The sequence below is a fragment of the Planococcus shenhongbingii genome, assembly GCF_030413635.1.
Classification (GTDB): Bacteria; Bacillota; Bacilli; order Bacillales_A; family Planococcaceae; genus Planococcus; species Planococcus shenhongbingii.
In genome coordinates this window covers 2,390,006-2,414,852 of the sequence record NZ_CP129235.1, presented here as the reverse complement: position 1 = coordinate 2,414,852, position 24,847 = coordinate 2,390,006, and the positions used below count along the sequence as shown (strand labels likewise).

General features: G+C 45.0%; 19 protein-coding genes and 1 other RNA gene. 18 read left to right on the top strand and 2 right to left on the bottom strand.

The genetic code is table 11. The features are described 5' to 3' along the window. Nucleotides 1-37: 37 nt before the first annotated feature. Genes QWY16_RS11925 through QWY16_RS11895 form a run of 7 tightly spaced genes read left to right on the top strand, consistent with a single transcriptional unit; the run spans nucleotide 38 to nucleotide 4,955 of the window. Nucleotides 38-208, top strand: coding sequence for a YpmA family protein (locus QWY16_RS11925; RefSeq protein ID WP_300989443.1), 171 nt, complete (start codon nucleotides 38-40; stop codon nucleotides 206-208). A gap of 8 nt (nucleotides 209-216) precedes the next feature. Next, nucleotides 217-693, top strand: coding sequence for a cell wall elongation regulator TseB-like domain-containing protein (locus QWY16_RS11920; protein WP_300989442.1), 477 nt, complete (start codon nucleotides 217-219; stop codon nucleotides 691-693). Nucleotides 694-706: 13 nt separating this feature from the next. After that, complete coding sequence (locus tag QWY16_RS11915) at nucleotides 707-1,897, top strand: pyridoxal phosphate-dependent aminotransferase (RefSeq protein ID WP_300989441.1); 1,191 nt, start codon at nucleotides 707-709, stop codon at nucleotides 1,895-1,897. A 26-nt stretch (nucleotides 1,898-1,923) separates the two neighbouring features. Continuing rightward, complete coding sequence (gene asnS, locus QWY16_RS11910; RefSeq protein WP_300993422.1) at nucleotides 1,924-3,219, top strand: asparagine--tRNA ligase; 1,296 nt, start codon at nucleotides 1,924-1,926, stop codon at nucleotides 3,217-3,219. A gap of 43 nt (nucleotides 3,220-3,262) precedes the next feature. Then, nucleotides 3,263-3,964, top strand: a complete 702-nt coding sequence (locus tag QWY16_RS11905; RefSeq protein ID WP_300989440.1) for a DnaD domain-containing protein — start codon at nucleotides 3,263-3,265, stop codon at nucleotides 3,962-3,964. Nucleotides 3,965-3,976: 12 nt separating this feature from the next. Then, nucleotides 3,977-4,657 carry an endonuclease III gene (gene nth / locus QWY16_RS11900; RefSeq protein ID WP_300989439.1) on the top strand — a complete coding sequence of 227 codons (681 nt, stop codon included), beginning with the start codon at nucleotides 3,977-3,979 and terminating at the stop codon, nucleotides 4,655-4,657. Then, complete coding sequence (locus tag QWY16_RS11895) at nucleotides 4,632-4,955, top strand: YpoC family protein (RefSeq protein ID WP_300989438.1); 324 nt, start codon at nucleotides 4,632-4,634, stop codon at nucleotides 4,953-4,955. Before nth ends, QWY16_RS11895 begins: the two co-directional genes overlap by 26 nt. Nucleotides 4,956-5,281: 326 nt before the next feature. Here QWY16_RS11895 and QWY16_RS11890 read toward each other — a convergent pair whose 3' ends face one another. Together QWY16_RS11890 and recU are read right to left on the bottom strand one after the other, a co-directional pair. Continuing rightward, nucleotides 5,282-8,086 carry a penicillin-binding protein 1A gene (locus QWY16_RS11890; protein ID WP_300989437.1) on the bottom strand — a complete coding sequence of 935 codons (2,805 nt, stop codon included), beginning with the start codon at nucleotides 8,084-8,086 and terminating at the stop codon, nucleotides 5,282-5,284. 33 nt (nucleotides 8,087-8,119) lie between these two features. After that, nucleotides 8,120-8,716, bottom strand: coding sequence for a Holliday junction resolvase RecU (recU, locus tag QWY16_RS11885; RefSeq protein WP_300989436.1), 597 nt, complete (start codon nucleotides 8,714-8,716; stop codon nucleotides 8,120-8,122). A gap of 293 nt (nucleotides 8,717-9,009) precedes the next feature. On the opposite strand from recU, the gene QWY16_RS11880 reads away from it, so the two are divergent. The 11 genes from QWY16_RS11880 to QWY16_RS11830 all read left to right on the top strand — a co-directional run bounded on the left by QWY16_RS11880 (nucleotide 9,010) and on the right by QWY16_RS11830 (nucleotide 24,790). Then, on the top strand, nucleotides 9,010-9,375 hold the full coding sequence (locus QWY16_RS11880; RefSeq protein ID WP_300989435.1) for a YppE family protein: 366 nt from the start codon (nucleotides 9,010-9,012) through the stop codon (nucleotides 9,373-9,375). Further along, a complete protein-coding gene (locus QWY16_RS11875; RefSeq protein WP_300989434.1) occupies nucleotides 9,372-11,642 on the top strand; it encodes a DEAD/DEAH box helicase in 2,271 nt (756 codons plus the stop codon). Before QWY16_RS11880 ends, QWY16_RS11875 begins: the two co-directional genes overlap by 4 nt. 7 nt (nucleotides 11,643-11,649) lie before the next feature. Continuing rightward, entirely contained in the window at nucleotides 11,650-12,897 is a 1,248-nt protein-coding gene (locus QWY16_RS11870; RefSeq protein WP_300989433.1) for a ribonuclease H-like domain-containing protein, read from the top strand. A 167-nt stretch (nucleotides 12,898-13,064) separates the two neighbouring features. Beyond that, entirely contained in the window at nucleotides 13,065-13,358 is a 294-nt protein-coding gene (gpsB, locus tag QWY16_RS11865) for a cell division regulator GpsB (RefSeq protein ID WP_300989432.1), read from the top strand. 49 nt (nucleotides 13,359-13,407) lie between these two features. Continuing rightward, nucleotides 13,408-13,789, top strand: an RNA gene (rnpB, locus tag QWY16_RS11860) — RNase P RNA component class B. Between the two features lie 681 nt (nucleotides 13,790-14,470). Then, the gene (locus tag QWY16_RS11855; RefSeq protein ID WP_300989431.1) at nucleotides 14,471-15,607 is read left to right on the top strand and encodes a THUMP domain-containing class I SAM-dependent RNA methyltransferase; all 1,137 of its coding nucleotides are present in this window, start codon (nucleotides 14,471-14,473) and stop codon (nucleotides 15,605-15,607) included. 50 nt (nucleotides 15,608-15,657) lie between these two features. Further along, nucleotides 15,658-17,565, top strand: a complete 1,908-nt coding sequence (locus QWY16_RS11850; RefSeq protein ID WP_300989430.1) for an ATP-dependent DNA helicase — start codon at nucleotides 15,658-15,660, stop codon at nucleotides 17,563-17,565. Between the two features lie 55 nt (nucleotides 17,566-17,620). Then, a complete protein-coding gene (locus QWY16_RS11845; RefSeq protein WP_300989429.1) occupies nucleotides 17,621-19,123 on the top strand; it encodes a carboxypeptidase M32 in 1,503 nt (500 codons plus the stop codon). 270 nt (nucleotides 19,124-19,393) lie between these two features. Continuing rightward, nucleotides 19,394-20,152 carry an SDR family NAD(P)-dependent oxidoreductase gene (locus QWY16_RS11840; protein ID WP_300989428.1) on the top strand — a complete coding sequence of 253 codons (759 nt, stop codon included), beginning with the start codon at nucleotides 19,394-19,396 and terminating at the stop codon, nucleotides 20,150-20,152. A 120-nt stretch (nucleotides 20,153-20,272) separates the two neighbouring features. After that, nucleotides 20,273-23,854: a dynamin family protein gene (locus QWY16_RS11835; protein ID WP_300989427.1), complete on the top strand. Its 3,582-nt coding sequence runs from the start codon at nucleotides 20,273-20,275 to the stop codon at nucleotides 23,852-23,854. A 3-nt stretch (nucleotides 23,855-23,857) separates the two neighbouring features. Next, nucleotides 23,858-24,790 carry a sulfurtransferase gene (locus QWY16_RS11830; RefSeq protein ID WP_300989426.1) on the top strand — a complete coding sequence of 311 codons (933 nt, stop codon included), beginning with the start codon at nucleotides 23,858-23,860 and terminating at the stop codon, nucleotides 24,788-24,790. Nucleotides 24,791-24,847: the final 57 nt, after the last annotated feature.

Here is a 24,847-nt window from a genome sequence, read left to right as displayed (position 1 = left end):
GTAAAAATGGCAAGCAAATGAAAGGAAGGTCGCTGGCATGGAATCAAAAATTGAAGTGTTATCCACTGTTAATGTGAAATATAATGCGGATTTATACAAAGTGGTAGACGCCTTGAACCGTACTTTAAAGCATAATAATTTGATGTTCGGCTTAGCACTTGATAAAGAAGATCCGGAAAAAGCGGTCTTTACAATTTATAAGACTTAGGTGATTAAATGAAGCAATGGATTACATTCATTCTGGGCTTTCTTTCTTTTCTGGCTGTGGCATTGATGATCGCCGTTATTGTTGCAGGCAATAAGCCATATTCAGAAGTGGAAAAACAAGCAATAGAGCGAGTGGAAAATGACTTTCTGCTGGAGGATATTCAGCAGGCATACGTTTATTCCAATAAGCAAACTTCTGTAACGGTCATTGGAACAGATTCAAAAGGTGCATTAAAAGCAGTATTTGTACCGGCCGGAAAAGGAGAGCTGAAGACTGTGCCGCTTGAAGGAGCGGTGACTCCCCAACAAGCTCGTGAAATAGCGCTTGCTGATAAAGACATCAAAGAAATCCTCCATACAAAACTTGGCATGGAAAGCAAAGGTCCCGTATGGGAAATTGCCTACGTCAATAAACAAGATCAGCTAAACTACATCTATATCTTGGCTAATGACGGCACTACATGGAAACAAATACTTAATTTGTGAAAGGGTGGAACCATTGATCAACTTAGCGGATCGCGTACAAACTTTAACACCATCAACAACTCTGGCCATTACAGCCAAAGCAAATGAGTTAAAAGCGCAAGGTGTCGATATTATCGGTCTTGGAGCCGGTGAACCGGATTACAATACACCAGAAAACATTTTACAAGCGGCTTACCAGTCGATGAAAGAAGGAAAAACAAAATACACTCCTGCAGGCGGTCTTCCAGCATTAAAAGAAGCCGTGATCAATAAATTGCAGCGCGACCAAAATCTGTCCTACGAGCCAAAAGAAATTATGGTCGGCATTGGTGCGAAACATGTGCTGTACACCTTATTCCAAGTTTTGCTGAATGAAGGCGACGAAGTCATCATTCCGATTCCTTATTGGGTCAGCTATCCGGAACAAGTCAAACTGGCGCAAGGCGTTCCGGTATACATAGAGGCAACAGCCAGCCAAGCATATAAAATTTCAGCGCAGCAGCTGAGAGAAGCTATTACGGACCGGACAAAAGCAGTGATCATCAATTCACCAAGCAACCCGACTGGCATGATCTATACAAAAGAAGAACTGGTGGAGCTGGCAGAAGTATGCCGCGAATCCGATATTTTAATCATTTCAGATGAAATATATGAAAAATTAATCTACGGGGATACGGTGCATACGTCCATAGCAACCTTGTCGGAAGATGCGAAAAACCGCACGATTGTCATTAATGGCGTATCAAAATCTCATTCAATGACAGGATGGCGCATTGGCTATGCGGCTGGTGATTCCTCGCTTATCAAAGCAATGACGGACCTTGCAAGCCATTCGACATCTAATCCGACTACTACATCCCAATATGCTGCAATTGAAGCATATAATGGCCCACAGGATACAGTAGAGGAAATGCGCCAGGCATTTGAAAGCCGTTTGGAAGCGATTTTCCCTAAACTTGAGGCCATTCCTGGATTTAAAGTGATCCGTCCACAAGGCGCATTTTACTTGTTGCCGGATGTTTCCGAGGCAGCACATAAAACCGGTTATGCTTCAGTTGATGATTTCGTAACAGGTTTGTTGACGGAAGCGAATGTGGCAGTGATTCCGGGCTCCGGTTTTGGCGCACATGATACCATCCGCCTATCGTACGCGACTTCTCTTGAATCGCTGACGGAAGCGGTTGAACGGATCCATCAATTTGTATCTTCAAAATGGAAAGACTGATTGAATAATAATTTCTGGAGGCTATGATGAAAAAGATAACAATTGCTGAGATGGCAAAATACAACGGACAAACAGTTAAATTAGGCGCTTGGGTATCAAACAAGCGTTCAAGCGGGAAAATTGCTTTTCTGCAATTGCGGGACGGCTCTGGATTTGTACAAGCTGTTGTAGTTAAAGCGGAAGTGGGCGATGAGTTGTTCGCCACTGCCAAATCGTTGACACAGGAAACTTCATTATATGTAACAGGAGAAGTGAAAGAAGACGAGCGTTCTTCTTTCGGCTATGAACTTGCCGTAACTGGCATCGAAGTCATCCATGAAGCGAAAGATTTTCCGATTACGCCGAAAGAACACGGCACGGAATTTTTGATGGACAACCGCCATTTATGGCTGCGTTCACGCAAGCAGCATGCTATTATGAAAATCCGCAACGAAATCATCCGTGCAACTTACGAATTTTTCAATGACAATGGCTTTGTGAAAGTCGACCCGCCTATTTTGACAGGATCAGCACCAGAAGGAACTTCTGAGCTGTTCGCTACAAAATACTTTGATGAAGATGCTTATTTGTCCCAATCAGGCCAACTGTACATGGAAGCGGCAGCAATGGCACTGGGCAAAGTGTTTTCCTTCGGCCCGACATTCCGTGCGGAAAAATCGAAGACGCGCCGCCACTTGATTGAATTCTGGATGATCGAACCGGAAATGGCGTTCATGGAACATGCGGAAAGCCTGGAAGTGCAAGAACAATATGTGGCACATTTAGTGCAATCGGTATTGAAAAATTGCCAATTGGAACTGGAAAGACTAGAACGAGATACTACGAAACTTGAAAAAATCAAAGCACCATTCCCGCGCATTACATATGATGATGCCATCAAATGGTTGAATGACAACGGTTTTGACGATATTAAATGGGGCGAAGACTTCGGAGCGCCGCATGAAACAGCGATTGCCGAGAGCTACGAAATGCCGGTATTCATCATCAACTATCCAATAGGCATCAAACCGTTCTACATGCAGCCGCATCCAGACCGTGATGACGTCGTTTTATGTGCAGATATGATCGCACCTGAAGGATACGGGGAAATCATCGGTGGGTCAGAGCGCATCTACGATTACGACTTGATGAAACAGCGCATCCAGGAGCATAACTTGGATGAAAGTGCATATGCCTGGTATTTGGAACTGAGCAAATACGGAGCTGTGCCGCATTCAGGCTTCGGACTTGGGCTAGAGCGTACGGTTGCTTGGATCAGCGGAGCAGAACATGTCAGAGAATCAATTCCGTTCCCGCGCCTATTGAACCGTTTATACCCATAAGAATAAGGATTTTGAGAATTAACAATAGAAAGGTGGTTGGGATATGAAACAACCGAATCGATTGCACACTTGGATCGAGCAGGGAAATGTTAGCATTTCCCAGCTCTTTTTTCGCTTTTATAAAGAGTTGAAGATAACTGATGAAGAAGCTATGCTCATTATGCATGTTCATGCATTCCAACAAGCAGGGAATCCCTTTCCGACACCGGATGAAATCGGGGCCCGCATGATGACGACGCAAAAAAGCGTGACTACGATGCTGCAGAAATTGATGCAGCAAGGCTATTTAGCGATAGAGCAAGAAAAAGAAAAAGATATTTTAACAGAACGAATTTCTTTTCAGCCGCTATGGGACAGATTATTGGATTGTGTCTATAAAGAACAGCATGCAGAAAAAGAAAACTCCCAAAAAGCATTGGAAGGAGAAATCTTTCAATTATTCGAGCAAGAGTTTGGACGCTTTTTATCTCCAATGGAAATTGAAACCATTTCAATGTGGATGGATCAAGACGGACATACACCGGCCATTATCCGGATGGCATTGAAAGAAGCCGTGATTTCCCAAAAAATCAGTCTGCGCTACGTAGACCGGATTTTGTTTGAATGGAAAAAGAAAAACATTACAACTTCGAACGAAGTTACACGGCATGCAACTTCGTTCAGAGAAAAAAATATCCAGCTTCAGCCTGCAGCAAATAATGCGAAAAAAGTGCAATTCTACAATTGGCTGGAGGACCGGAATTAGAAGGTGACCCAAATGATGTCAAAAAAAGAATGGCAGCGATGCTTGGAAGAAATGGATCATATGTTTCCAGATGCCCATTGCGAACTGATACACCGTAATCCGTTTGATTTGCTGATCGCCACATTACTGTCGGCGCAATGCACCGATAAGCTGGTTAATAAGGTTACAGCTGATCTTTTTCAAAAGTATCACACACCGGAAGATTATGTTTCTGTGCCGCTGGAAGAATTGCAGCTGGATATCCGTTCGATCGGACTGTTCCGAAACAAAGCGAAGAACATTCAAGCACTCAGCAGAATCTTGATCGATGAATACAATAGCACTGTACCGGCAGACCGGGATTTGCTGATGACATTTCCGGGAGTAGGGCGCAAAACAGCAAACGTTGTAGTGTCAGTGGCATTCGGGATTCCTGCTCTTGCAGTGGATACTCATGTAGAACGGGTAGCCAAAAGGCTCGGCTTGAACCGCTGGAAAGACAACCCGCTGCAAGTGGAAGAAACCATCATGAAAAAAACGCCGGCAGAAGACTGGTCGAAAACCCATCATCAAATCATATTTTTCGGCCGTTACCACTGCAAAGCCCAAAATCCTGGCTGCCACATTTGCCCTTTGTTCGATCGTTGCAGAGAAGGTCAAAAACGGGATAAAAAAGGGCTGGTCAAGCATGAAATTGTCACAGAGGTTAATTAAAGAAAAGACAGATCCATTTTTCAACCAGTGGACTATATTGAAAGAAGTTATTGAAAATAGCCATCGGCTGCGGGACAGTAAAGGCCAACATGCGATGGCAGATGGAATCATATTATATAAAAATTTATTACAGCAATGTGATAATCAGATTACTCCTCTTAACGGCCAGGAACGGCTCATGTTTATTGAACAGCGGCCATCTAATTATGCAGCGTTTCGCCAATTGGATGAGTTGTTTGCCGAAATGAAAAAATTGATCGCTTCTAAGCGTGTTCAGTTAAAAAGGTTAGAAGAGTAAAGCTGAAATTCAAATCAAGCTGCCGAAAAATTTTCGGCAGCTTTTTTCGTTCAGATTCATTTATATAGGATGAATTAGTATATTGTTCTTTAATACACCGCTTCGACCGCTTTGGGCATAGCTTCCGCTGCAGCCGAGAAGATCGCTCGTCTCATCACTAAGAACCTCCTGCACCTGCATCGCTCCGCTAGCTTCGTTTCATTGCCTAGCCCGTGGACGCGCCTTCGCTGGAGAAGCTTTCTAGAATAGAAATCATCAATATAGCTTTCATAATAAACAAAAAACCCGCCTCTGCTTTAAAGCAGAAGCGGGTTTCTAATATTCTATTACGGCTGGTTATTTCCTTCAGCAGCTGGAGTCTCTGCAGGAGGAGTCCCTGCAGGTGGAGTTTTAGCAGGAGGAGTTTCAGTTGGGACTGAAGCTGGATTTGCTCCACCTTCATTATTACCTTCGCCTCCATTGCCTCCATTGCTATTATTATTACCATTACCATTACTATTGCCGCTGTTGCCATTGCCTTCATCTTCAGCTGGCTGTTCCGGTTCAACCGGTTCTTCAGCCGGTTCTTCTGGTTCAACCGGTTCTTCGGCAGGTTCTTCCGGTTCAACCGGTTCTTCTTCCGGCTGTTCCGGTTCAACTGGTTCAGTTGGCTCTTCAGTCGGTTCTTCAGCTGGTTCTTCAGCTGGTTCTTCGGCCGGTTCTTCTTCCGGCTCTTCAGCCGGCTCTTCAGGTTCCTCGGCCGGTTCTTCTTCCGGCTCTTCAGGAGCTGCAGCTACCGATACTCTAACGGAAGCCGGGTCGCTCGCATCGTTATTGCTGACTGCAGTTACTCGGAACGTATAGGTTTTTCCTTCTTCAAGGCCATTAAATGAGTAACTCATATTGCTTGTCGTGTCCAGAGTAGTATTATTGCCATCTACTTCGACAGTGACTTTAAAAGCGACGCCATCAGTGTCATCATAATTCCACGATAGGTTGGCTGTATTGCCATCAACGCTTGCACGCAAGCCAGATGGAGTATCTAGGTCTTCCTTAACATATCTTTGTGATACTTGATTTGGTTCCGTGCCGCGCACGAACAATTCTGTGCTTCTCAAACTGTATGGAGTATAAGCGCTTGCCAGTTTAAGAGGGGAGCTTCCTTCTTCAACTTCAAGTTCTACAACAGAATCCGGTTTTTCAAATTCGCCCGATTCCGACGATGAAATGTCAGACATGACTGTACTGAAAATACGTTGAGAAATCAACCGTTCATCCGAAGCAGTATCGATGCCGATTTTTCTTGTCGGATAGCCGCTCCAGACGGAAATCGAGTATTCAGGGGTATAGCCTGCAAACCAAATGTCCGGTGCTGAAGAGGAATCCAGACCATATTCATCCAATTTTTCAGCTGAATAATTGGATGTACCTGTTTTACCAGCAAGATCCAAACCTCGGATAGCCGCTTCTTTTCCTGTTGACCCGCGAAGGTCCGTATCGACTACATCTCTCAGCATATCGGTGACCATGTACGCCGTGCTGTCTTTCATAGCAGGTACAGATTCCGGTTTGACGACTTGTTCGGTTGTACCATCACGGAAAACTATTTTTGTGATAGTATGCGGTTCTGTGAAAACTCCGCCATTGCCGAATGCGGCAAATGCGCCGGCCATTTCGACGGTTGATATTTTATCAGCACTCAATGCAGTGGATTCGTAAATATTTTCAAGTTCCAGACCTAGATTTTCAGTGAATTCCGCCGCATTTTCGGTTCCGACTTCTTTTAGCGTTTTCACGGCCGGGATGTTCCGCGAGCGGTACAGGGCTTCCCGAATCGTCATCGAGCCAAGGAAATCTCCATCAACGTTGCGGATTTTTTTGCCATCCTCATAGGAGTAGGGCTCATCGACAGTCGTTTCGCCTGTCGACCAATCCAAATATTCGATGGCAGGCCCGTAAGCCACCAAAGGTTTGATGGTGGAACCAACTTGACGGTCTTTTGACGTGGCGTAATTGATCCGGTGATCGCCGCTGTAATCGCGGGCAGCGCCGATTGCGCGGATGCCGCCGGTTTTTGTATCAACCACTGTCAAAGCCGATTCCACTTTGTCATCAAAGAAAAAATCCGAAGCCATCGTTTCATTGACTGTTTTTTGGACGGCAGGGTCCAGCGTCGTGTAAATGGTTAACCCATCGTCCAAAGAATAATCGCCTTCGAGCGATTCCAGTTCATTTTCGACCATTTCCATAAAAGCCGTATACTCGCCGTTGACTTCAGCAGTAACGCGTTCGCTTTCAGGCACGAGTGAATCGGTTACTGATACCGCTTGGGCTTCCTCTTTTTCGGCTGTCGTAATTTTGCCGTGCTGTTCCATGAGGCTCAAGACGACATTACGTCTTTTTTCCGCGCGTTCCGGGTTTTTGAACGGATTATAGCCGTTCGGGCTTTGCGGCATGCCTGCAAGCAGCGCAGCCTGATGCAATTCAAGTTCATCGAGCGGTTTTCCGTAGAAGTACTCAGAAGCTGTTCCGAACCCGTAAATATTGCCTGACATGAGAATTTTATTGAAATACATTTCGAAGATTTCTTCTTTTGAATAAGCTTTTTCAAGCTTGAAAGCGAGATAAGCTTCTTGAGCTTTCCGTTTCAGGGTTTTGTCGTTTGACAAGAAAGAGTTTTTAATCACTTGCTGGGTGATTGTACTTGCACCCTGAGATCCGAAGCCTCCGGTAATGTTGGCAATAACGGCACCGCCAAGGCGGATGACGTCAATGCCAGAGTGGTCATAAAACCGGTTATCTTCCGTAGCAAGAATGGCATCTTCCATCATTTTCGGAATATCTTTATATTCCACATAAGTCCGGTTTTCGGACGTTATATAGGGAATTTCGGTTTCTCCATCTGCTGCGATGAAAGTAGGGCTTATTGGGTCACGCAATAATTCTTCATCGAGTTCAGGTGCACTGCTTGCGTAAAATGCAAACAAGCCAATGCCGCAAAGCAAACCGAATACTCCTACTAATAAAAGTGTCAAAAAGATGCGCTTGATCCAGCCGCCGCCTGATGGTTTTTTGTTTTGCTTTTTACCTGTTTTCTTCTGCTGTTCGATTGCTTTTCTGCGCTGTTCGCGCGAAAGGGGTTTTTCACTCACAAACTGTTCCTCACTTTCGTAAATACTTTCTTTTTAAAGCTTTTGCAGGGCGGGCAAATAATCAATGCGCGGAAAAGCTCCTGGCATTATTTCAACTGCTGTTCCCTCGATTTCCTCTAACGCTATCGATTTCCGGCCCCCGGTGAGCATCCGATTCCAAAACACTTCGAGTGCTTCAAAACGCATGATAAAATACCGCTGAAGGGAAGAAAAACGGATGATCAGAAACGCCAATCCTCGATGCTTGACCACTTGGGACATGTGATGAATTTGGTGGTCATGTATGTTTTTCAATGGAAAAGATGTTTTGTTCTCCGTTTCTTTAGCTTCAAAATCGACATATCTTCCATTCCATACTCCGTTATAGTCAGTGGTCGACGGAGTTCTGAAATAAGCTTCGCGAATAACGGCGGCGCTTCTTGAAGGATATTCAACTTTAACGACTTGGACAGGGACCGGTTTTTTGTGGATAACTGCAAGACCTAATTGCAGGTAATAATCATTGGTTTCGTTCAGTTCATCCTCCAGTGTTTTACCCCGATTACTAAAAGAAAAATCTTTTTTCTTCTTTTTCACGGTTTTTTCTTTTGGAGGAACGAACTTTTTGCCATTTGGATAATTAATTGCCATCTGTGATACACCTCGCTTACCTTATCATATCACATAGCATTTAGACGATGAATAAGTCTAAAGGTTTCAAATTTGCTAGTCTTATAATATCGGATTCGAAGGTTAATTCCAAATGAAAAGAATGTTTGTTCGACAAGAAAGACCTTTAGGCAGAAATGGGAAAGCTTCTTTCTATTTCATTAATAGCTCAAAGAGGGCTTTATTAGCCAGCTGGTCACCGCTATCTGCCAGCGGATTAATATTCGTACCGTTTTCGCTTCTATGATAAACTAATGGCAATGGAGGGACGCAATATGACAGTTAGAGAACTCTCTTCCGTATTATATGACGAATGCGGAAAATGCCTGGACCGTTTTTACGATATGCGTGAGCGGGATGCGGTTTCGGACTTTTATGAAGAAGTAAAACCATACGCAGATTATTGGCACGAAAAGATAAATGAATGGCAACGGGAATCCCTGTTGTACATTCAGCAAGAACGCCCTAAATATGTACACAAACCACAGATCGATAATGCCGCTGAAGGGATGGCGCAGTTTTTTGTGCAAAGTTTCTATAAAGAGACCAGCAAGAAGCGCTTTATCCAGACCATTCAAGCTGCACAGTATACGCTGCAAACCTTTATGCTGGCAATCGACGAAAAGAGCGAAGAAACATGATCAGAAGAAAAAAATTGCCTGAACTATTGAAAGAGTGGAAAACCGAACCGGATATGATGGAACGGATTGAGCATTGGCATACAGTCAAAGAAAAGCCGGCTGCATATGCAGATTTTCCAGCCGACATGCACGAAAGCCTGAAAGCGGCACTCCGCAAAAAAGGCATCGGCCAATTGTATACGCATCAGCGCCAGGCTTTCGATTTGGCAGTGAGCGGAAAATCATTTACTGCAGTTACTCCGACAGCGTCCGGAAAATCTTATTGCTACCATTTGCCGGTGCTTCATAAAATCCTCAACGACCCCGGAGCCCGGGCTTTATATTTATTTCCGACAAAAGCATTGGCGCAGGATCAGAAAAGCGATCTGCATGATTTGATTGAAAAAACTGAGCAGGATATTTTATCGTACACTTACGATGGCGATACTTCTCCAGCCATCCGGACGAAAGTGAGAAAAGCGGGACAGATCGTCATGACCAATCCCGATATGCTGCACTCAGCGATTTTGCCCCATCATACAAAATGGGTATCACTTTTTGAAAACCTTCATTATATAGTGATAGACGAGCTCCATACTTATAAAGGTGTTTTTGGTACACATGTTGCCCACGTAATCCGCCGCTTAAAGCGGATTTGTGAATTTTATGGCAGCAATCCGGTATTCATCTGTACATCAGCGACGATTGCCAATCCAAAAGAGCTTGCCGAGAACCTGACAAACACAGAGCATATTTTGATTGACCAAAACGGGGCGCCTTCCGGCAAAAAGCATATTATCTTCTACAATCCGCCGATTATCCATCCGACATTCGGCGTAAGGAGAAGTGCGATTTTGGAAGTCCGCGATTTGGCTACCCATCTGGTGAAACAAGGGATACAAACGATTGTTTTTGCCAAAAGCCGGGTACGGGTTGAAATGCTGGTCACTTATCTGCAAGCCATAACAAAAACCAAGCTGCAGGATGAATCGATCAAAGGCTACCGGGGAGGCTATTTGCCAACCGAACGGCGTGCTATTGAAAAAGGGCTGCGGGATGGGACGATCAAATGCGTGGTTTCGACCAATGCGCTCGAACTTGGCGTTGATATCGGCCAACTGCAGGCATGCATCATGACGGGTTATCCCGGCAATATTGCGAGCGCTTGGCAGCAGGCGGGAAGAGCGGGAAGAAGACAGGATGAATCACTTGTCGTTTATGTAGCGCAATCTACAGCGCTGGACCAGTATATTATCAATCATCCGGAATACTTGCTTGACCAGTCACCGGAAGAAGCGCGGATCCATCCGGAAAATATTATCATCCTGATGGATCATTTAAAATGCGCCTCGTTTGAATTGCCGTTCAGAACGGATGACCAATACGGTGAATTTGAAGTGCAGGAGTTGCTTGAGTATTTGCAGGAACAAGGCGTCCTGGTCCAAACTTCTGACCGCTGGCACTGGATGAGCGACCGTTTCCCGGCTCATGATATATCGCTGCGGTCAGCATCGCAGGAAAACGTCGTTATCATCGACCAGTCTGTTCCTGCCGATACGAGAGTCATCGGAGAAATGGACCGCTTCAGCGCCTTGACTTTATTGCATGAAGAAGCGATTTACCTGCATCAAGGCACTCAGTTCCAAGTCGAAATTTTGGACTGGGAAGAGAAAAAAGCCTATGTCCGCGAAGTGGACGTTGATTATTTTACCGATGCCAATCTGGCAATTGAGTTGAAAGTGATGAGTGAAGACAAAACCAAAAAATTGCATGATGCGGATGTTCAATACGGAGATATTGCTGTACTCGCCATGCCGACGATATTTAAGAAAATCCGTTTTGATACCCATGATAATATCGGCTCTGGACCGATTTCATTGCCCGCTGAGGAATTGCATACTTCTTCGACATGGCTGAGCTTTGCCAAACCCGACGGCTTTAGCGATTCGGAATTATCGGATACCATGACCGGTGCAGCTTATGCCATTGAATCGTTCATCCCGATTTTTGTGCAATGCGACCGCCGCGATGTGCATGTCGTGCCGCAAGTTAAATCGACTCATAACGACATGCCGTCATTTTTCATCCATGATTCTTATCCAGGCGGCATTGGCATCAGTGAACGGATATATGATTTATGGCAGCCGCTGTTGGATAAAGCGCAAGAGCACGTATCAGAATGTCCATGCCTGGACGGCTGTCCGTCATGCATCGGAGCCCAGGACGCGGCCATCAGCATGAAAAGCCATGTCATCAAGTTATTGAACGAGCTTCGCAAAGAGAGGTGAGCGGTCCATGTCTTTTGAAAATAAGCTTCTCCAGATGAAAGGCATGCTGAAAAAGCAGCCGGCTAAGAAACAGCCAGCGAGAGCGGTCGAACGCCCGCTTTACGAAAAGGAATGGCGTAAGATCGGACTAGAGCTGAAAGAAAATAAATTCGGTTTTGTCTATGAGAAAAAAATACATTACCCTCTTCATCAAATACATGGCAAAGTGCAATTAGATGAATTGAACCGGGTTTTGGCCGCGTGGGAACAGACGCCGTTTGAACATCCGTTCAAGCTGAAGCAAGGAGACCCGATTGTCTTTTTTGACACGGAAACGACCGGGCTCAGCGGAACTGGAGCCTATATTTTTCTGATTGGCTTGCTGGTCCAAAAAGAGGATCATTTTGAAATGACACAGTATATTATGCCGGACCCTTCGCACGAAGCGGCGTTTTTGTATGAGACCGGCTTATGGCGCGATGAGGAACCGATTATTTTTTCCTATAACGGCAAAAGCTTTGACTGGCCGCAATTGACGTCCAGATGGACGATGCACCGCCAAGTATTGCCGAAGCTGCCGACTCCGCAGCAAATAGATTTGTTCCATGGCACAAAACGGATTTGGAAAAACGAATTGGCACGCATGAAACTAAGCACGATTGAAGAAGAAAAACTTGGTTTTATCCGTGAAGGAGACGTGCCAGGCTATTTGATTCCGCCGATTTATCTGGATGCGGTGAAAAGCGGTTTTCCAGATGGCTTGGCAAAAGTCCTGTACCATAATGAACTCGATATATTATCGCTCGTGTCATTATACGTATTGTCTTCAGATTTGCTGATGCAGGATTTGCTTTCTGAGACAAGTGGCGCTTATACAAATATTGGGAAATGGTACGCGGATTTAAAGCAATTCGACCAAAGTGCCGCGTATCTGGAACATGTCACCCAACAACGCGGAAGTTCTGCGGCGTTTGCCAGGTTCTTGCTGGCTATCCAGAAAAAGCGAAACGGCCAGCACGAGGAAGCGGTGCAGCTGTTCAAAGAAGCGGCTCCTCATTTACGCGGAGCAGTTGAAGTGGAGGCATGGATTCACGCAGCTAAATTATATGAACACCAGCTCGGCAATCTGGATCAGGCGATTATCATGGCAGGTTTTGCGAAAGAAGCGATCCAGCATACAAAAGTACGGAATTCGCTTATCCAGGATATCGACAAAAGGTTATTGCGTTTGGAAGGAAAAAAGCGAAAAAAACGGCCTGAAGTTGCCCAGAACTAAACACGGAAAACTTGCCTTATGCTATACTTAGCGTAAGGCAGTTTTTTAAAATCCCATATTAAAGGGCAGTAAGAACTGCCCGAACAAGTTCGAATGGTTCAGCGAGCAATGAACAGGGTAGGAATTCTTCACTAATTGCAGTTTCACCTTATGGAAGGACGATAAAAATGGACAATAAATTCACAGCAAAAGACATTTTAGAAAAAGATTTTAAAACTGGGATGCGCGGCTATAATCAAGACGAAGTAGACCATTTTTTAGATGAAATTATTCAAGACTACGAGATTTTTTCGAAAAAAATCGAACAGCTTCAAAACGAGAACAAACGCTTGCGTGCAGAACTGGAAGAAGCGCCGAGAAGACAGGCCGCTCCGGCTCCGGGTACAACAAATTTTGATATTTTGCGCCGATTGTCTCATCTTGAAAACCACGTATTCGGCAATAAATTGAACAACAAGTAAATTCCATTGAATTATTCAACGAAATAACGTATACTTGTTAAGCCATTGGAAATTCTGGCAATCGCTCCGGTATTTTACCGGAGAGGAAAGTCCATGCTCACACGGACCTGCGATGGCCGTAGTGATCGCGCTTAGCGAAACAATAAGCTAAGGCAGCTGCTTTTGCAGTTGACGGCGGGTAGAACGCCTAAGTCTTCGGATATGGCCGAAATACCCTGAAGGTGCCACAGTGACGGAGCTGTATAAGAAATTATGCAGGTGGAACGAGGTAAACCCCGCGAGTGAGAAACCCAAATTATGGTAGGGGCACTTTTCTGAAGGAAATGAACCGATGAAGAGGCAAGCTTTAGGCATGCAGATAGATGGTTGCCGTCCACTAGTACGAGGTGCAAGCCGTTTGAGTACGTGGAAACAAAACATGGCTTATAGAATTTCTTTTGGCTTTAAATTGTCATCAAAGGCTCTCCTTTAGGGGGGCTTTTCTACTTATTACAGAAAATATACTTAACTTTCCTAAAAAGGATAAATAATATATATGGCATTATTCGTCTATATATGCCGAGATTCCGCAGCGATGCAAGAGCGCATGTTTTCTGGCCGAGATTTGTAAGGCCAAGTCTTTTCGACAAAGCTAGCGCAGAGGCAGTACAGTGTTTATAGCTGTATTGTTTCATACCTATTTAGGTTGAACTAATTATTTTAGCTGTAGATATTCCGCAAAACAGCTGCGAAGCTATTGGCCGAATCATTTCGGCCGATAGCTTTGCGACGAGCTTGCGCAGGAGCATATGTTTTAGAGCTGCGGGCGAGCGCCAAGCCTCCTCAGTCGCTTCGCGCCTTGCGGGGTCTCGCTATCCCGCAGGCGTCTCCGCTGTTTGGCTCCATATCTAAGTAAGCAATCATTAGAAAGCAATCTAAGTGATGATCTCTTTTCTAGAAAACCTCTCTAGCGTAGGCGCGTCCAAGGGCGAAGCGATGAGATGAGTGTTCTTCTCGGCTCATGGCGGGAGTCCTACCCAAAGCGGCCGAAGCGGTATAATAAAGATAAATTCTTAAATGATAATTATATATACAAAAATTAGAAATAACCTGCAACAGGAAAGGAAGTAGTTATGAGTAAGTTTAAACTGTTAGCAACTGCTGCAATGGGTCTTGAATCGATTGTAGCGGACGAAGTAAAAGAATTGGGATACCAGACACAAACAGAGAACGGCAAGGTCTTTTTTGAAGGAGACGAACGGGATATCGCAAAAGCGAATCTATGGCTGCGCACTGCAGACCGCGTAAAAATCATTGCCGGTGAATTTAATGCTTATTCGTTTGATGAATTATTCGAACGCACAAAAGAAATTGAGTGGGAAAAATTCCTTCCGGTCGATGCGAATTTTCCGGTCCAAGGAAAATCGGTTAAATCGAAGCTTTACAGCGTGCCGGATTGCCAGTCGATTGTGAAAAAAGCGATTGTGGAACGATTGAAAAAAGCTTATAAACGAAACTCGTTCTTAGATGAATCTGGAGCCCGTTTTAAAATTGAAGTCTCCATTTTAAAAGATAAAGTCCAATTGTCGATCGACACAAGCGGAGCCGGCCTGCATAAGCGCGGATACCGCTTAGACCAAGGGGAAGCGCCATTGAAAGAAACGTTGGCGGCAGCTTTAGTGAAGCTTTCAAGATGGACACCGGACCGGCCGTTTGTAGATCCTTTCTGTGGATCCGGGACGATAGTCATTGAAGCAGCGATGATCGGCCAAAATATTGCACCAGGCTATAACCGCGATTTTGACAGTGAAGAATGGCCATGGATGAAACAGCAAATCTGGGATGATGTCCGTGCAGAAGCGGAGGAATTGGCGAATTACGACCAACCGCTGAATATCCTCGGCACCGATATCGATCATCGCATGATCAAAGTAGCGGAGGAAAATGCCCGGGAAGCCGGATTCGCCGATATCATTCAATTCCAGCAGCGCCAAGTGAAAGACTTTGTGACGCATGAAGAAAATGGCGTTGTTGTCGGGAACCCGCCGTACGGAGAGCGGATTGGTGAAGTAGAAGTGATTGAACAGATGATCAGTGATATGGGCCAGATCTTTTCCAAACACCCGACTTGGTCGATTTACATCTTGTCATCGATGGAAAAATTCGAGACGCATTACGGTCAGCCAGCAACTAAAAAACGAAAATTATTCAATGGTTTTATTCGCACAGATTTGTTCCAATTCTGGGGAGAACGGCCAAAAAATAAATGACTCGAGAACGGAAGGGCCGGAGCTCTTCCGTTTCTCTGTGAGGAGAACTTATGAGACAGCCTATACCATTTCCATTAAGTAAAGATAAAACATTTTTTGAATCGCTCAACGATTGGATCGGTGACGTGTTTTACGACGAATTGCCGGAAAAAGGCTTTGATTTGCGTGATGAACAAATCTTTATGGCATTCCAGATTGAACAGGCGTTAAAAGAAAAATCGGTGCTTTTCGCTGAAGCTGGAGTCGGCACTGGGAAAACCTTGGCTTATTTGCTGCCTGCGATTGCTTACGCCCGCTATACCGGCAAACCGGCATTGATTTCCTGTGCGGATGAAACGCTGATTGAACAGCTTGTGAAAAAAGGCGGGGATATCGACCGGTTGAACGATTTGTTCGATTTAAAACTGGATGTCCGCCTGGCAAAATCACGCGATCAATATTTATGTCTGCAGCGCTTTGAAGGTGCACAAAAACGCAGCGACGCTGATTTTTTGTACGATATTGAAGACAGCCTTCCTGAATTCGTCAACAAAACTTTTTCGATGCAGAATACCTATCCTTACGGGGAACGCTCGAGTTATCCCGATGTGACGGATGAAGAATGGCAGCAAGTCAATTACCATCCTATCCAAAATTGCCAGGCTTGCGAACTCCGCAATAAATGCGGCCAGACCATCCACCGCAACCATTACCGCCAAGCGACCGACCTGGTTATCTGCTCGCACGATTTCCTGATGGAGCATATCTGGACAAAAGAAACACGCACGCGTGAAGGACAGACGCCGCTATTGCCGGATTATTCTCTGGTGGTTCTTGATGAAGGGCATTTGCTGGAATTCGCCGCTCAACGGGCGTTGACTTACGAAGTGCAGGAAATGACGCTTTTAAATGTCACTGAACGCGTCATGGTTGATGGAGTAAGAGAAAAAACCTTGAGATTGATTGAACAAACGATTGATTTGCACAATGACTTTTTCCGCGAACTGCGCAAAAATACCATCGCAAGCCATGAAGACCGCAAAGGAATACGAAAGACCGCCGAATTATTGGGGCTAGGCCGTGAGCTGGTCGACACAATCAACGAGCTGCTGGAGGAATTTGTGTTCGAAGGAGAACTTTATACCATTCCGGAATACGATTTAAAGCTGGCGGAAGAATATTTCGAACTTTATACGTTTTCGATGAAATTGTTTATTGAAGAAGGCGATGCCATCAACTGGCTTGAAGTGAAAGATGAAATCGAGACATTGGTCATTATGCCGCGTCTCGTCACGGATATCCTGGATGAAAAATTCTTTGATGGCAAAGTGCCGATCATTTTTTCTTCCGCAACATTGTCCATTCAAAAAGATTTTACGTATATTGCGGACAGCTTAGGAATAGACGATTTCCAATCATTTTCAGTGCCGTCTCCATTTGATTATGAAGACGTCATGAAAGTATTCAAACATCCTTTGAAGCAGACCGATAAGTTCGGCCGTGTCTATGATTTATTTTCAACAGGGGACCAGACGCTTGTCTTGTTCAAATCAAAAATGGACATGGACAATTTTAAGCGTTCATTGCCGCTTGACCATCAATACCGCATTGAATTCGAAGGGGATCGGGAACTATCGACAGTTGTGAAAGAATTCCAGGAAGGCAAATTCCAAGTGCTGTGTTCGTATCACCTGTGGGAAGGCCTTGATTTACCTGGTGAAGCGTTGACAAAAGTCATCATTGTCGATTTGCCATTTCCGCCGCAGGATCCTGTTTTCGAAGCGAAACGCAAATTCAGCACTAATCCGCTTGAGGAAATTGATTTGCCGTTTATGCAGCTGCGCATTCAGCAAGGCATCGGCCGATTGATCCGCACTTCGAACGATTATGGAGAAATCCATTTATTGTTGAATGAGGAAGAATTGGTTGTCGAGCATTTGTGGAATCAGATTTTGCCGGTTCCTGCAGAAAATTTTTAATCCTTCTAAAGTCTTGTGTTACAATGGGCTTAAAGTCTGTTTTGGAGGGATTTAGATGACGCTCGAACAACAATTTGTGGAACATGCGGGAAAAATGCGTGCTTATCAGGAAGCCCTTGCGTTATTGTATTGGGATCTTCGTACTGGCGCACCGAAAAAAGGCGTCGATCTGCGTTCAGAGACAATCGGAACTTTATCGTCTGAATTATTTGCGCTGTCGACTTCAGACGCTTTCGGCGAACTGCTTTCTGCATTGGAAGCGGAAAAAGATGGGTTAGTTCCCGTGATGCGCCGTTCCGTGGAAGAATCACGAAAAGAGTATGACTTAAGCAAAAAGATTCCGCCTGAAGAGTACAGGGAATTTGTTGTTTTGCAGTCCAAAGCGGAATCTGTATGGGAAGATGCAAAAGCTGCCGGAGATTTTTCCATGTTTGAGCCTTACTTGGAGAAGTTGGTTGCGACCACGAAAAAAATGATCGGTTATTGGGGCGAGAAAAACGGCAGCGCTTATAACACATTGCTTGATCAATACGAACCAGGCATGACGACGGAAATCCTGGACAAAGTTTTTGGTGAACTGCGTGAACGCATTATTGCGCTTGTCCAAAAAATTGCCGATTCCGAACACAAGCCCCAAACCGGTTTTCTTTTCGGCCATTTTCCGAAAGAAGCACAGCGGGATTTCAGCTATGAAATCCTTGGCCAATTAGGCTATGATTTCGAAGCCGGCCGACTTGATGAAACGGTTCATCCGTTCATGACCAATATCAACCGGAAAGATATCCGGGTGACGACGAAATACGATGAAAAAGATTTCCGCACCGCCGTATTTGGTACGATCCATGAATGCGGGCATGCTTTATACGAACAGAACCTCGGTGAAGAATTGTCTGGGCTGCCGGTGGAAACCGGTGCTTCAATGGGCATTCATGAATCCCAATCGCTGTTTTTCGAGAACTTTGTCGGACGCAACGATAAGTTCTGGAACAAAAATTTTGAGCTTTTAAAACAATACGCACCGGAGCAGTTCAAGGGCATTGAAGTTGCCGATTACTGGCGCGCCATTAATGAATCGAAGCCATCGCTGATTCGCATCGAAGCGGATGAACTGACGTATGCACTTCATATTATGATCCGCTATGAGCTGGAAAAAGGGCTGTTTAATGGAGACTTGGAAGTTAAAGATCTGCCGCGGCTGTGGAACGATAAATACGAAGAGTATTTGGGGATCCGCCCGTCGAATGATGCGGAAGGCGTTTTGCAGGACGTTCACTGGGCAGGCGCAAGTTTCGGTTATTTCCCTTCGTATGCACTCGGCTATATTTATGCGGCGCAATTCAAAAACGCCATGCTAAAGGATTTACCGGATTATGATGAGTTGCTGGAGCAAGGCGATGTTACACCGATCCGTGAATGGCTGACTGAAAATATCCACAAGCACGGAGCTGTTAAGAAACCGCTCGAAATTTTGCAGGATGCAACCGGAGAAGGCTTGAATGCGGAGCATCTGGCCAGCTACCTGGAGCAGAAGTATACGAAAATTTATCAGCTGAATTAAACACCGAACGGCTTTAAAAGCGGCATGCTTTTAAAGCCGTTTTTTTATTGTCTATTTATAAGAAATTGGATGCGTGGCAAGGTTATGCCAAATTTCAATAGTGTTATGCCCAAGTGTGATTGCTTTATGCCCAACTTCACTCAATATATGCCCAACTCAGCATCGTTTATGTCCAACCGGCTCAAAGCGAGGCAAATGGATAACCATTATTCAATTTCACGCCAATTTATTAACAATTTTGATTATAATAAAGAGAGGAGGGGATTTTCCATGTTGAAGTCATTTAGTTTAGAAGGCAAAACGGCTATCGTGACCGGTGCTGGTAAAGGGATCGGCAAGGCGATTGCATTAGCGGTGGCGGAAGCGGGAGCAAATTTGATGCTGGTCGCACGCACAGAATCGGATCTCGTGGCGGTGCAAAAAGAAATCGGCAACGGCCGGACGGCTTATATCGTTGCAGATATAACAGTACGGGAACAAATTCAAAACGCCGTGGAAAAGACAATTGAACAATTCGGCGCCATTGATGTCCTCGTCAATAATGCAGGCATGAACATCCGCTCATCCTTGGCAGATGCAAGCGACGATGAATGGCATAAGATCATGGATACCAATGCCCATAGCGTTTTTATGTTCTCGCAGGAAGCCGTTAAGAAAATGAAAGGGGGCGGTTCCATCATCAACATCAGTTCTGTAGGCGGGGAGCGTGCGCTGAAAACGGGCGTTGTTTATGCAGCTTCAAAAGCGGCCATCATTCAAATGACCAAAGTGATGGCTATGGAATGGGGGCCTCAAAATATCCGGGTCAATGCGATTGGGCCTTGGTATTTTAAAACGCCGTTAACGGAGAAGTTATTAAGCGATCAGGATTATTTGGATTCGATTCTTGCAGTGACGCCGATGAAACGGGTTGGGGAATTGCCTGAAGTAGCAACTCCTGTGGTATTCCTGGCTTCAGAGGCAGCGAGCTACATAACCGGCCAAACCTTGTTTGTGGACGGTGGCATGACCATTCACGGTTTTTCATAAGGTCCGGACATCAATCTCATGATTGTGATTAAATCCTTTTCTTAAACGAAAAGGATTTTTTTCGTTCACGTGCAAAAAATGATATGATAGTAGCAGTATTTGATGAAGGAGTTTTGCAACATGACAGTGCTAGAGCATAAAGAAGGTTTAATTGAGACGGCAAGACTATATCATATATTCGAGGAAAATGAAGACACAGAGCGCGCGGCAAAAGCCGAATTATTTGCCAAAAAGATCTTGAAAAATAATTTCATCATCGGATTCGCCGGTCATTTCTCATCGGGGAAATCATCGATGATCAATGCGCTGACCGGAGAGACGCTGTTGCCGTCTAGCCCGATTCCAACCAGTGCCAATATCGTCAATGTGCACAAAGCCGACGCCGATTTCGCCATCGTCAATCTGAAAAACGAAAAACCGGTATACTTTCCTGAGAACTATGATTTTGAAGCAGTGAAAGCCTTCTGCAAAAGCGGGGAAGTCACTCAGATTGACATCGGACATGAAGATTCCGTCTTGCCTGAAGGCATTACCGTAATGGATACACCAGGTGTCGATTCCACCGATGATGCCCACCGGATGTCAACCGAATCGGCGCTTCATGTCGCAGACATGGTGTTTTATGTCATGGACTACAACCATGTGCAGTCCGAGTTGAACTTCAATTTCACGAAAGAACTGCAGAAATATACGGATTTATACTTGATTGTCAATCAAATCGACAAACACCAAAGCAGTGAACTGACTTTTACAGAATTCACCCAATCGGTTCATGACTCATTTGCAGCATGGGGCGTTGTGCCGAAAGGAATCTTTTTCACTTCCTTAAAGGACTTTGCCTATCCTGGAAATGATTTTGAACAAGTAAAAGCTCTGGTATCGTCTGTTATGGAAGGCTGGCAAGGCCATGTTGGAATTGCTGCTGAATCTGCTTTGCAGCAATTAAAAGATGAGCATGTTCAGTTTTTAGAAGATGAAAAAAATGAACGGCTCCAGGCTTTTTCCTCGGTCCTTACAGAAGAAGAATGGCAGATGCGGGAAGACTTGAAAAAGGAAAGCGATTCGGTTTCCCGCCGGTTATCCGTCATGGATTATGAAGACTGGAAATTGAATTTCGAGAAAAGCCGCAAACAGCTTTTGGAAAACTCGAACATCATGCCGTATGAATTGCGTAATGCCTTGACCAATTATTTGGAATCGGTGCAGCCGAACTTCAAAGTCGGGCTGCTGTTCAGCGCCAAGAAAACACAAGAAGAACGTGAATTGCGGAAATTGGAAGTCCAAGACAGATTGTCATCAGTAGTGGCATCACAAATCACTTCTCACCTCAAGAAATTGATGAAAACCTCATTAAAAGATGCAGGGCATTTAACAGATTCAGAATCGCTTGCGATTGATGACTTGGTCTTTGACGTGCCGTTTTCATTGGTCGAAGAGCAGGTTCCGCGAGGTGCTTCCATCACAGGTGACGCTGTGCTGAACTTTGCGAACAGCATTTCAACTGCGGTGCAGAGATGGTTTGTCCGGGAAACAGAAGCCTGGAAAAATGCGCAAGAAGAACAATTCAACGGGCTATCAGATGATTTGAGCACGGAAATCGATATGAAAGCCGAACAATTAAACCAAAAAGTGCTGGCCATCAAAACTTTAGAAGAAATGGACGAACGCATCGATAAAGTGAAAAGGGCATTTTCAGCCATGCTTCCTAAACAAAAACAGGCAGCAGAAGAAAAAGTCCAGCAATGGCAAGAAAGCTTCCAAGTGAAAATCGAGGAAATGGTTAAATTTGACCCTTCCATGCTGGAAACAGAAACTATACTGCCAAACGAAGAAGCAGCTCAGCCTGAAAGCCATTCTCTTTCAGTGTTGGATGAAGGGGCAGTCGTTGAACGGGCAAGCCGGACTGCCGAAACCATCGGCTCGATCAAAGGATTTGCAGAAACGGCGGAGTACTTGAAACGGAAAGCAGGAAGACTCCAAAATCAGGAATTTACCATTGCGTTATTCGGAGCTTTCAGCGCTGGCAAATCGTCTTTCTCAAATGCTTTAATGGGAGAAACGGTGCTTCCGGTATCGCCGAATCCGACGACGGCAACCATCAACCGCATCCGCCCGATTTCAAAAGACCATCCTCATGAAACAGCGGATGTCCGGCTGAAAACAGTGTCGCAAATGACGGAAGATGTGCAGAATTCTTTCCAGGCTCTCGGCATTGCAGTCAGTTCCTTGGAAGAGGCGTTCGATAAATCAGCTAACTTGCCGGTAAATGAAGCGACGGAGCAGCAAGTCCATAAATCCTTTATCACAGCATTCCGCAAAGGCTATCCTAACTTTAAAGGAGAACTTGGCAAAACCATTCGAACAGACCGGGAAGAGTTCGGGTTGTACGTAGCCAAAGAAGAGCGAAGCTGTTTTGTCGATGAAATCGATTTTTATTATGACTGTGATTTGACGCGCAGCGGCGTGACGCTTGTCGATACTCCGGGAGCAGATTCCATCAACGCGCGCCATACGAATGTCGCTTTTGAATACATCCGAAATGCCGATGCCATTCTATTTATCACTTATTATAACCATGCGTTTGCCCGTGCAGACCGTGAATTCCTGATTCAACTGGGGCGGGTTAAAGATGCGTTTGAAATGGACAAAATGTTCTTTATCGTCAACGCGATAGACTTAGCGAATAATGAACAGGAAAAAAATGAAGTCATTCAATACGTCCAGGATGAATTGCTTCGTTTTGGCATTCGTTTTCCGCGGCTTTACGGGGTTTCAAGTTTAATGGCTTTGCGTGACCGTGAAGTGTCGGGCATGCCGGAATTCGAAACGGCGTTCCAGCATTTTCTGAAAGACGAGTTAAAAGGAATGGCTGTCCAGTCATTGGCAGAAGAAGAGCAAAAAGCAATTGACCGGTTCCAAGGGTTGATTGCCCAAACCGAAAAAAACCTTTTGCGCAAAGATGAGCGGCTTGAAGAGCTGAAACGGCTCGAACAGCAACTGCGCATCTTGTTCAGTGCTTCACCGGCACGCATTTTATCGCAAGAAGCGCTGCAGGAATTGAACGAACTTTTGTATTACGTGAATCAGCGGGTTTTCTACCGTTTCAATGATTTTTTCAAAGAAGCGTTCAACCCTTCCGTGTTCTCAGGCAAATCAGCTCAGCAAGCTTTGGATACGGCATTGCAGGAAATGACGGAAATGACCGCATTTGATTTCCAGCAAGAGCTGCGTGTCACCAATTTCCGGTTGGCCCAGTTAATCGAAAAGAAAATTGCAGCCCGCTTCAAAGATGACACGGCCAAGTTAAAAGACATGAACCCGGATTTTTCATTTACGCCATACGAAGTGGAAGAAGCAGCGGCTGTCGAAGTGGACCGGCCATTTGCCCATAAAGATTATTCATCTGTAAAAACGTATTATAAAAACAATCGAAGCTTTTTCGAGAAAAATGAAAAAGAAAAACTGCGTGACGCTTTGCAGGCTTTAATGGAGCCTGATGCGGTAAAATATTTAGAGAGAGAAAAAGTGAAGCTCGGGGAATGGGCAGACGCTTGGATCGACCAGGAAGCGGAAGGCTTGCGCCAGCATACTTTAAGGCAGGCGATCAATCAAATTGAGTCAGAGCGTACACTGCTGCAGCAGCAAGAAATACTGGATAAGTGGAAAGAGTTGTTTTCTAATTTGTTAGCGGAAAGGGTGTAAGCAATGACAGTTTTCATTAAAACGACGGACACCGGGAATTACAGATGGATTGACGCGAGATTTGAGCTCCACAATCCGGAAAGTGGACGGCAATTATATGCCGAAGAACATGTAAAAGGCGCGGTTTTTTGGGATTTGAATGACGACCTGTCGGATATGGCTTCTAACGCCGGCCGCCATCCCATGCCTTCCAAAGAACAGTTGGCCGAATTGATCCGCACTAGCGGTTTGACCCATGAAGATACAATTGTCATTTATGACCAAGGCGGCACAGCTTATGCTGCCCGCGCCTGGTGGCTGCTGAAGTACGCGGGATTTGAAGAGGTCTACATCAGCAAAATTGGATTTGAAGCATTGAAAAAACAAGGCATTGAAGTTTCAACTGAACCGACAAGCTATGCTCCAAGCAAGATTGATTTGACCTTCAACGATGCAATCTATGCCGATCAAGAGTATGTGAAAAAGGTCATCAACGGAGAAGAACTTGGGGTATTAGTAGATGCCCGCTCTGCAAAACGCTATGCGGGAATTGAAGAGCCTATTGATCCGGTGGCGGGAAGAATTCCAGGTGCCCGGAATTTTGATTTGGAGCAGCTGGTCAAAAATAAGCAATTTATCGATGATGCTGATTTTTCATCGGTGTTGCAAAACAATGAGCCTGCTGTTATTTATTGCGGCAGCGGTGTTTCAGCCGCCGGCCTTTATGCTGCGCTCGCAAAAAAGGGACATGAGTCGCTTCGCTTGTACACCGGCAGTTTTTCCGATTGGATCCGCAATGAAGACAATGTCGTCGAGATTGACCGGGACGATCAGCCTGACCCGTCAGATGACGATTCCAAAGACATCTTGGCGCGCTTGATCGAAGAAGGTTTTTCAGGGGAAATGCTGATGAAGAAATTCGAATATGAGAAATCCTTGATCGGTAAAAAACAATGACAGACAGCAAAACACCACCTGCTCGGATGATGAGCAGGCGGTGTTTTTTTGTAGGTA